This window comes from Streptomyces sp. ATexAB-D23 (genome assembly GCF_000373645.1).
In the GTDB taxonomy this organism is placed as follows: Bacteria; Actinomycetota; Actinomycetes; order Streptomycetales; family Streptomycetaceae; genus Streptomyces; species Streptomyces castrisilvae.
On record NZ_KB892053.1, the window covers coordinates 1 to 8,761 of the forward strand.

Here is an 8,761-nt window from a genome sequence, read left to right on the forward strand (position 1 = left end):
TCCCAACGATCCGAAGGCACCTCACCCACCGCATCGAACCCACCGACCAGCCCCTCCCAAAACTCCCCCGGCCCACCCTCAGCACCCGGGAAACGACACGACATACCGACAACAGCAATGGCGCCGACAGGGCCGTTTTTCGGCATGCCAAAGTCCGGATTCATGATGCCTGTCTCCACTTCGTCACCAGGTCGCACCGCAGGGGTCCAAGCCGATCGTCACAACGCCGGCTAAAGCCCGTCTTGCGTGCTCACTGGACTCCGACGTGCTCAAGAACGTCGAGTTGCAAGTCGATCGGCAGGTCCTGCCGACGGGAAATGCTGAGCTTGCGGTAGATCCGAGTGAGGCGCTGCTCGACCGTGCTCGTCGTGACGAACAGCTTGGCCCCTATCTCCCGGTTCGTGTATCCGGCGGAAGCCAGAGCGGCCACGCGCCGTTCGGACTGGCTGAGGAGGGCCACGTCGGGCTCGGCGACCGCCGGGGCGCAGCGGCGCACCTCGGCGCCGGCGTCTCCGCGCCGCCGGTCCGGCAGTATCTCCCCGCAGAGCGGTGTCGCGTCGCACTCGTCGGCCAGTCTCCACGCACGCCTGATGAGGGAGCCCGCGCGCGGCCCCTCGCCCAGGGTCTGGAGGGTCCGGCCGAAGTCGGCCACGGCCTTGGCGAGTTCGAGGCGGTCACCGCAGCCTCGCAGGTCGGCGGTCGCCCTGGTGAGGAGGGCCGGCCGGCCATGGGCCTCCTCGGTCGCGGCGTGCAGCCGCAGCGCCATGCCGCGGGTCCGCGCGCCGATACCCGGTACGGCGAGCTGCGCCGTGGTCAGCACGCGTGCCTCACCGGGGCGGCGCAGACGCAGCAGGGCGTCGGCCGCGTCGACGCGCCAGGGCAGACCGCCGGGGTGGTCCAGGCCCCACCGTCCGGCCAGGCGGCCCACGTCGAGGAACTCGCTCAGGGCGGCCTGGGGGCGGTGGGTGGCGAGGTAGTACCTGCCCCGTGCGTGCAGGTAAGGCAAGGCGTGCACGGTGCCGGGGAGTTGGTCGGGCAGGGGCAGCGGAAGGTGCCGGGCGGCGTCGTCGTAGCGGCCCATGGCGGTGAGCGCGGTCACGAGGACCGCGACGGGGCGGTACATGAACGTTCCGCCGCGTCCCGCGACCGCCGCCACAGCAGCGCTCGCCGCTCGCTCGGCACCGGCGAGGTCACCGATGTGGACGAGTGCCTCGCCGCGCAGCGAGGCGAACATGGCCTGCCAGCCGCGGGCCCGGCGGTGCTCGGCATCGGCGTGCAGTTCCCCGCACCGGGCGGCGGCCCGGCGCGGGTGCCCGGTGTGCAGCAGGATCCGTACGGCCTGGACCAGCGGTTCGAAGGTGTCGTGCGCCAGCGGGGTCCCCTCCAGCAGCCGTTCGGCGGTGGACGCTCCCCGGGGGGCGCCCGGGTGGGTCCACAGCGCGGCGCAGAGGAGGGTTTCATCGCTCCTGGAGGCAGGTGGGACCGCGAAGAGGTCACGCAGGGCACCGGCGCTGGAGGGCGCGAGCCGCAGTACCTCCGCCGCCTCCGCCACCCGCCCCTGGGCGACGAGCAGACGGGCCAGCGAGCCCGTGGGCACGCCGGAGCGTCCGGCACGCAGTGCGGCGAGCGGGGCGTCGAGGTGCTGTTCGGCGGCGGCGGGGGTGAGGCGCCAGGTCAGAGCGGCGAGTTGGAGGCCGATCCGCCACCGGGTCGGTTCGTCGTCGGTGCCGGCGTGGGCGAGTTGCAGGCAGGCGGCGGCGCGTTCGGCCTCGTCGGCGGCAAGGGCCTGCTGTCCGGCCTCGCAGAGCGTACGCACGGCCCAGTCCCCGGGAGCGCTGCCGTGGACGCGCAGATACGAGGCGACGGTCTCGGCTTCTGCCCGGTCGGCGTGCAGGACCTCGGCCGTACGGCCGTACAGGCGGGTGCGCTCGGCCGCTCCGAGGGTCTCCAGTGCGGCGGCGGCGATGTCGGGGTGACGCAGTACGGGCCCGTCGGTGAGTCCGGTCTCGTCCAGCGCGGCGAGGGCCCGAACGGCTTCCGCGGGCGCTGCCCCGGCGATGGCGGCGGCGCGCTCAAGGGTGGCGTGGTTCCCGAGGACGGCCAGGGCGCGGGCGAGGTCGCGGGCGGGGCGCCCGCAGCGCTGGAGGCAGGCACGCACCGCGTCGGCGAACGGCCCCGCGGGTTCGGGGCGGGCGGTGTCGTACTCGGACAGCAGGGCCCTGAGCAGCAGCGGATTGCCTCCGGTGCGCGCGTACAGACGGTCGGCCGATTCGCCGCCCGCCACGCCCCGGCGGCGGTCGCGCAGGAGGGCGGCGGTGGCGGTGCGGTCGAGGCGGCCGAGGCGGATGCGGTCGAAGCCCGGGTGGCGCAGCAGTTCGGTGACGGCATCGCGGGCGTCCGCGCCCGGGCCGCCGAGCGGGCCGGTGAGCACGATGAACAGGCCGGTGCCGCGCGGTGCCCGGGTCGAACCGGTCAGGCAGGCGAGGGAGACCGCGTCGGCGTACTGAAGGTCATCGAGGCAGATGACGAGAGGGTCGGGACCGTTCAGCCCCCGGACGGCCGCGGTGAAGGCGGTGGCCGCGGAAGGGGCGGGGTCGGCCCCGGGGGGCCGGGCGGAGTGTGTACGCAGTGCCTCGGCCCACTCGTCCAGCGCGCGGTGGCCCGTGGCGGACCCTTCGGGGGTGGCGGCGGCCCACAGCACGGTCGCGCCACGTTCGCGGGCGGTGTCGGCGACGGTCCTGAGCGTTTCGGACTTCCCGCAGCCGGCGGCTCCTTCGATGAGCACGATGGCGGTCGCACCGGCCTCCGCCGCGGCGAGGGCGGCGTTCAGCCGGGCGAGTTCGGTGTCCCGGGACAAGAGCGTCATCAGCCATTTCCCCCGTTGCGCAGCGTCACTTGTCCGCCCAGCGTAGGGACCGGCCGAGGCGCTCACCCGCGCTCCGCAGTGACCAGTTATTGCCTGGCCACAACTCCGCACGCCGGTCGGCCGACGGCGGTGCCGAGCCGCTCCTGCCCCAGGGCCGCCAAGTCGTCGGCGATGGCGCGGGTCACCGCGTCCTGCTGCGGGGTGAGGTAGAAGTGGCCGCCGGGGAAGCTGCGAAAGGTGAAGTTTCCGGAGGTGTGCTCGCGCCACTCCCTCGCCTCGTACAGGCTCACCCGGGGGTCGGACTCCCCGGTGAGCACGCTGAGCGGGCAGCTCAGTGCCCTGTCCCGGCCGGGGTCGGGGCGGTAGCGGTACGTCTCGATGGCCTTGAAGTCGGCGCGGATGGCGGGCAGCACCATGCGCACGATCTCCTCGTCGGCGAGCACCCCCGGGTCGGTACCGGCCAGTTGCTGGATCTCCGCGATGAGGGCGTCGTCGCCCTTGGTGTGCACGCTGTCGGGGCGCGGCATGTGGGGGGCGCGGCGGCCGGAGACGATCAGACCGAGCGGCGGTTCGCTCTCCGCCTCCATGCGGCGGGCGAGTTCGAACCCCAGTACGGCGCCCATGCTGTGTCCGAAGAGGACCAGCGGGCGGTCGGCCCAGGGCCGCAGCGCCTGGTGGATGGCGTCGACGAGTTCCTCGGTGACGGTGATCGGAGGCTCGTGGCGGCGGTCCTGGCGGCCCGGATACTGGATGGCCAGAACGTCGGCATGGGCGGCCAGGGCCTGGGAGAAGGAGAAGAAGGCGGAGGCCGTGCCCCCCGCGTGCGGGAGGCAGACGAGGCGGTACGGCTGCTCGGGGGCCGGGTGGAAGCGGCGGACCCACAGCTCCGTGTCGGTGTCGATGGTGCTCATTCCCGTTCCTGCTCCTACTCGTTGCCCGGTACTCGTCGAGTGCGCGGAGGGCAAGATAGCGGTGTGGGGTTAAGCGGTACTTGTGTGGGCCGAAGTGACCCCTCAGGTCCCGGCACCTCTGTTTCATGCCGCGAGGTCCGGCCGTGGACGGCAGCGGATCCTCGCCCGGTACCCCCCGCGTCGGTGAAGCCACCCGAACGCCATCCCACGGGGTCCGCAGACCGCCTCCGGCCAAGGCTACGCGGCGAAGCCGACATTGGTGCAGTACTCGTACGCTCCGTACTGGGATCCCAGATCAGGCAGGACGTCGTCGGTCCACGCCGCGTCCAGGCCGTGGTGGTCACCCGCCGCCCACGCGCCGACGATCCGGTCCCAGCGGCGCACGTTCATGTGCCGGAAGGGAACGTCGCGCTGCAGCGGGCGGGCCACGCCGGACTGGTTGAGGGGGTGGATCTCCACCCGTGTGCCGCCGTTCGCGTTGAGGCGCTTGAGCAGGTGCCGGGCCACGTTCTGCCGGCGCACCGCCCGGTAGGCATCGTCGATCTTCTTCAGGTTCCTCGCCGAGGGGCGGCGCTTGTCCTCAAGCCACGCCTTCAGCGTGCGGTCGGTCACCGTCAGCCCGGCATCCCTGGCGGCCTGACGGGCGTGGTCGGATCTCGTCAGGTACTTCAGGCGCGCCATCAGGCCGCGCTTCGCGGTGACGGGGGTGGCGATGCCGCCGGCGAGGTCGTCGAGTCTCCTCCCGACGAGTTCGCTTCCCCTGACGCCGCTGGCGCCGAACTTTCCGAACTCGTTGTTCCTCTCCGGCATCTACTGCTCCTCCCCCGTCGTGTCGGTGCCCGCGGTGTAGAGGTCTTTGATCTTGACCTCGGTGACCCCACGGCCTTCGGGAAAGACGCGGCGCCAGCCGCCGATGACGTGGATTTCGTCGGTGCCCATCGCGCGGACGACAGCGAGCCCTTCGTCGTGGGCTTTGAGCGCCTTCATCCAGAGGTTGGCGAAGGCCTGCGAGCGGATGATATGCATCCAGTCCGGCCGGTACAGTTCCCGGTTGTAGTTCGACTCTCCCATGGTGGAGACGAACTTCGAGTACATCGCCTTCACGTACTCCAAGGTCACCGTGTCGCCCTGCTCGATCGCCGTGTCGCGGGCGTCCTTCAGCGCGACACGGAACTTCTCCAGCAGGTTCTCCGTGGCCCCGGAGGTGTACGACTCATGGATCCGAGGAGGCTCGCACAGCTGGTGCCTGGGGCCTGACAGGCGCAGCAGGAGACGCAGGGTGGGTTCGGTGACCCACAGGGGTCCGGGCTCGTCGCGTTCGCCGATCGGGTTGGGCAGGACCGCGTCGTGCTCCCAGGCGGGTGGGGTGATGAGGTGGACTCCGGCGCGGCGGCGGTCGTGCGGCATGCCGGTGGTGTGCTCGAGCTGCCCGAGCGGCAGATGGGTCTTGAGGGCGGACAGGTAGGCGCCATTGATGTCCAGCGCAGTCACTTCGTGGGCGCCGGGCGGCAGCTCAGCGCGGGTCCATCTGGGGCGGGCCTCCCAGATCTGGTCGGCGCCACGGGAGGTCTGCTTCTTCAGGATGTCGGGGATCCAGGGGTGGGCGATCACGTCGTACCGGGCGCCCTTGCGGGTCTCGTCCAGCAAGCGCATCGCGTCCGGGATCGCCTTCTTCAACAGCGCCGCGGTGGCCGCTTCCACGTCGCCCTCGTACTTGGCGAGCGCTCCCTCGACCGCCGCGTGGATCAAGCCCACCGGACCTGACGACTCCTGGAACGCCCGGCGGGCCGGGCCCTTGGCCCGCTCCGACGGCTTCGAGGCCGGAGCGGGCCGGCCGGCTACCGGGGCCGGCCGCGCCTCGGCTGTGTCGCCCTGGCATTCGGCTGGATCCAGGTGCTGGGCGAAGCCCTCCACCCGTTGTCCGGCCGGACGCCCGCACAGCACACACGGCTCCGGCGCGGTGAGTACCTCTACTTCGTCCCCGCCCTCGAACTCAGAGGACTCGAACTCGGAGGAAGCGGGCTCGGCCACAGCGACAGCGTCCGCTGCGACCGGCTCAGCCTCATCGGACTCCCCGGCCGGCCCGGTTTCAGGCGTGGTGTCGGTGGCGAACTTGGCGCACAACCCGTCCAGGAGATAGGCGTACTTGCCGCGCACCTCACCGACAGGATCCCGGCCGCCTTCCCAGGCGCCGACCGTGGACGGGCTCACCCCGAGAGCACGGGCCACCTGCGCCTTCGACAGCCGAGCCCGCTCGCGCAAGGCACGGCGGGCCTCGGGGTCCGGGAGGTCGATCTGCGGGCCGACGGAGGCGAGGAGCGAATCGATCGCGTCGAAATCACTCACGGAACACTCCCTTCAGATGTAGGTGACGGGGTTGCGGGACAGGTGCGGGCTCTTGGTGGCCCGCCCGACGCGGTCGTCGTCCCGCAGCAACTCCCCCTGGAGGGCGTAGCGGTCGCCGTGTTTGGAGATCCCGGTGATCGTCGCGACGGCGAGGACGGTGCCCTCGGTGTTGATGATCTGCACCTCGTCCTGGGCGAGAGCACGGTCGGCGTTGAACTTCCAGACTCCGCGACCGGCCTCCCAGACTTCGTCCTCACTCATGCCGGGGCGCCATCCGATGGTCGTCCGCCCGAGCATGTCATCGGGGGCCGCCTCGCGCTCGGGGCCGATCTGGATCTGCAACACCCGCCCACCTCCCGGAAACCGAACTCTTCAACTTGTTCCAAAGTTACCATCCAGGCATATAACTTCGAAACAAGTTCGAAAGTTTATGCCTTGCCTGACCCCAGTACGACTGGGGTATGGGCAGGCGGATGCTGCCGGGCCGCGGCGACGGTGTCGTGCCGGCCGGCGTTGCGCGCCACGCTGCCCGCAAAGCCCCTGCTCAGAGGAGTGCGCAGGTCAGAACGGGTGGCGTAACTTCGGCGTAACGTGAAGCGGGTAGTTCTTGATGCCGAGTGGAGCCGACGGGAGGTGACGCCCCTCATGAGTGAGGCCGATGGTGCAGACGCCGTGAACGCCGTGAATGCGGCGTCGTCGCCCGGCGTCCGGCTGCGTCCGCGAGCCGAGCGGGCGCGTCAGGTCGCGGACGTACTGCGTCAGCGGATTACCGCCGATGCCTTCGCCGGTGGTGTCCTGCCGGACGAGCGGGTTCTCGGGCAGTCGCTCGGCGCCGGCCGCAACGTGGTGCGCGAGGCTCTCGGCCTGCTGCGTGACGAAGGCCTGATCACGCGCCACCGCGGCATCGGCACCCGTGTCACGGCACCGAAGCTCGGGCACGGCCTGGACCGCCTCACCGGCCTCGCCGAGACCCTCACCGCTTATGGCACTGTCACGAACCAGGTGCGCGCGGCCCACGTCGTCCCGCACGCGCCCAAGGACGTCACGTTGCGGCTGTGCCTGCCGGAGGGCAGCGAGGCCGTGTGCCTGGAGCGGCTGCGCAGTCTGGACGGCACCCCACTGTCCGTGGACACCAGTTGGCTCACTCCCGATGTCGGACGCCCCCTTCTCGACCGCGATTTGATCCATCGCGATGTGTTCGACCTGATCGAAGAGGTCACCGGCACACCGCTGGGGTCGGCCGACGTCACGGTCCACGCGGTCGCGGCCGACCGTGACACCGCCCGCCTTCTCGGCATCGGCGAGGGTGCCGTGCTGTTCGCCATCGAGCGCCTCACCAGACTTGCCGACGGGCGGCCGGTGGATGCGGAGACGCTCCGCGTGCGGGCCGACCGCATGATGCTGCGGACCCGCCTGCATCGCGGCCCGTCATCACCGAACCCCTGAGAAGCCGGGCCGCGCCGAACGCCCTCGCAGGCCGGTGAAAGGGCCCAGGACCAGCGTCAGCAAAGGAACACCCGTGCACGAGAGCCTCGACGCCCTCACTCTTGTCCTGCTCGCCCTCTTCGGCCTGGCCGGCGGGATCGGCATCACCGCGGTCGGGCCTGGCGGCGTGCTTCCCACCATTGGCATGTTCCTGCTGACCGGGCTGTCGCCGTCCACGGTCGCCGGCACCGCCATCGCCACCCACATCGCGACGGGCACCCTCGGCACCGCCGCCTTCGCACGCTCCGGGCAGTTCAAGGCCGGGTCCACCCGGCATACCGTAACCGTCCTGGCCGCCACCGCCCTCGTCGGGACGCCCGTCGGGGTCCTGCTCAACACCCTTGTGTCCGGACGGGCATTCGGGGTACTGCTCGCCTGTGCCGTCACCGTCACCGCCGTCCTTGTCCGGCTGCGGGACCACCGCGAACGCCGTGCGGGTGCCGTCGTCGCCCCCTTGTCCGGCGAGCGCATCGGCACGACCCCGTCCGTCGCCGTCGGTCTGGTGGTGGCCGTCGCCGCGGGCCTGTTCGGCCTCGGTGGCCCGATGCTCAGCGTTCCCCTGCTTGTGGTCTGCGGCCTGCCTGTGCTGACCGCTCTCGCCGCGGCCCAGGCGCAGTCCGTGGTGATCGCGGCCATCGGCACTGCCGGCTTTGCCCTGCACGGGTCGGTCGACTGGTGGCTCGCCGCCGTCGTCGGCGTACCGGAACTTGTCGGCGTGCTCATCGGCTGGCGCATCGCCCACGCGGTCCCGGAGCGGCACCTCAAGTACGCGTTGGTGGGCGCCCTGTTGGCACTCGCGCCGTACCTCGCTCTCCACGCCTGAGGCCTCCCGGGACCTGCCCCCGGGCACCCGGCGGGCCCAGCCGCGCCCCGACTGGGCCGCGGGAAGAGCGCCTGCTTGGTCGCACCCGCGCGTGAGGCCCCGCGTCCATGCCGGACGCACGGTCGCGCCCGCGCCGAAAGCCGTACGCGTAACGGCTGCGATTTCGGGTGTGGCGCGGAAGGCCCCGCACCACACCCGAAAGGCCGGGGGTTCGTGTGCGGGGCCGCTCACGGTTGGGGCTGTCAGACTTCGGTCAGGTCGTACGTTCCCGTGCCGTCCTGTTTGCCGCTGGAGTACTGGCGGATGAACTCGCCGTCCGCGTAGCGGTCG

Annotated in this window: 8 protein-coding genes; 2 read left to right on the forward strand and 6 right to left on the reverse strand. The window is 71.5% G+C overall.

Features of this window, described 5'->3' with window-relative positions:
* The 6 genes from B082_RS40570 to B082_RS0129710 all read right to left on the reverse strand — a co-directional run.
* Window positions 1-164, reverse strand: a 164-nt coding sequence (locus tag B082_RS40570; protein ID WP_420707708.1) for a beta-ketoacyl synthase N-terminal-like domain-containing protein, incomplete at its 3' end; no start/stop codon positions are given.
* An 86-nt stretch (window positions 165-250) separates the two neighbouring features.
* Entirely contained in the window at window positions 251-2,866 is a 2,616-nt protein-coding gene (locus B082_RS0129690; RefSeq protein ID WP_018555435.1) for an AAA family ATPase, read from the reverse strand.
* 86 nt (window positions 2,867-2,952) lie between these two features.
* Window positions 2,953-3,777 carry a thioesterase II family protein gene (locus tag B082_RS0129695; protein ID WP_018555436.1) on the reverse strand — a complete coding sequence of 275 codons (825 nt, stop codon included), beginning with the start codon at window positions 3,775-3,777 and terminating at the stop codon, window positions 2,953-2,955.
* 237 nt (window positions 3,778-4,014) lie between these two features.
* Window positions 4,015-4,587 carry a hypothetical protein gene (locus B082_RS0129700; protein WP_018555437.1) on the reverse strand — a complete coding sequence of 191 codons (573 nt, stop codon included), beginning with the start codon at window positions 4,585-4,587 and terminating at the stop codon, window positions 4,015-4,017.
* Window positions 4,588-6,123 carry a helix-turn-helix domain-containing protein gene (locus tag B082_RS0129705; protein ID WP_018555438.1) on the reverse strand — a complete coding sequence of 512 codons (1,536 nt, stop codon included), beginning with the start codon at window positions 6,121-6,123 and terminating at the stop codon, window positions 4,588-4,590.
* A gap of 12 nt (window positions 6,124-6,135) precedes the next feature.
* Window positions 6,136-6,468: a hypothetical protein gene (locus B082_RS0129710; RefSeq protein WP_018555439.1), complete on the reverse strand. Its 333-nt coding sequence runs from the start codon at window positions 6,466-6,468 to the stop codon at window positions 6,136-6,138.
* Window positions 6,469-6,768: 300 nt separating this feature from the next.
* Between B082_RS0129710 and B082_RS0129715 the strand changes: the two genes are divergently transcribed.
* Together B082_RS0129715 and B082_RS0129720 are read left to right on the forward strand one after the other, a co-directional pair.
* Window positions 6,769-7,569: a GntR family transcriptional regulator gene (locus tag B082_RS0129715; protein ID WP_078622689.1), complete on the forward strand. Its 801-nt coding sequence runs from the start codon at window positions 6,769-6,771 to the stop codon at window positions 7,567-7,569.
* A gap of 73 nt (window positions 7,570-7,642) precedes the next feature.
* Window positions 7,643-8,431, forward strand: coding sequence for a sulfite exporter TauE/SafE family protein (locus B082_RS0129720; protein WP_018555441.1), 789 nt, complete (start codon window positions 7,643-7,645; stop codon window positions 8,429-8,431).
* Window positions 8,432-8,761 lie beyond the last annotated feature (330 nt).

Excerpts from the sequence above, each read along its gene's own strand:
- B082_RS0129690 (WP_018555435.1), bottom strand. The coding sequence starts at position 2,866 with ATGACGCTCTTGTCCCGGGACACCGAACTCGCCCGGCTGAACGCCGCC.
- B082_RS0129695 (WP_018555436.1), bottom strand. The coding sequence starts at position 3,777 with ATGAGCACCATCGACACCGACACGGAGCTGTGGGTCCGCCGCTTCCAC.
- B082_RS0129700 (WP_018555437.1), bottom strand. The coding sequence starts at position 4,587 with ATGCCGGAGAGGAACAACGAGTTCGGAAAGTTCGGCGCCAGCGGCGTC.
- B082_RS0129715 (WP_078622689.1), top strand. The coding sequence starts at position 6,769 with ATGAGTGAGGCCGATGGTGCAGACGCCGTGAACGCCGTGAATGCGGCG.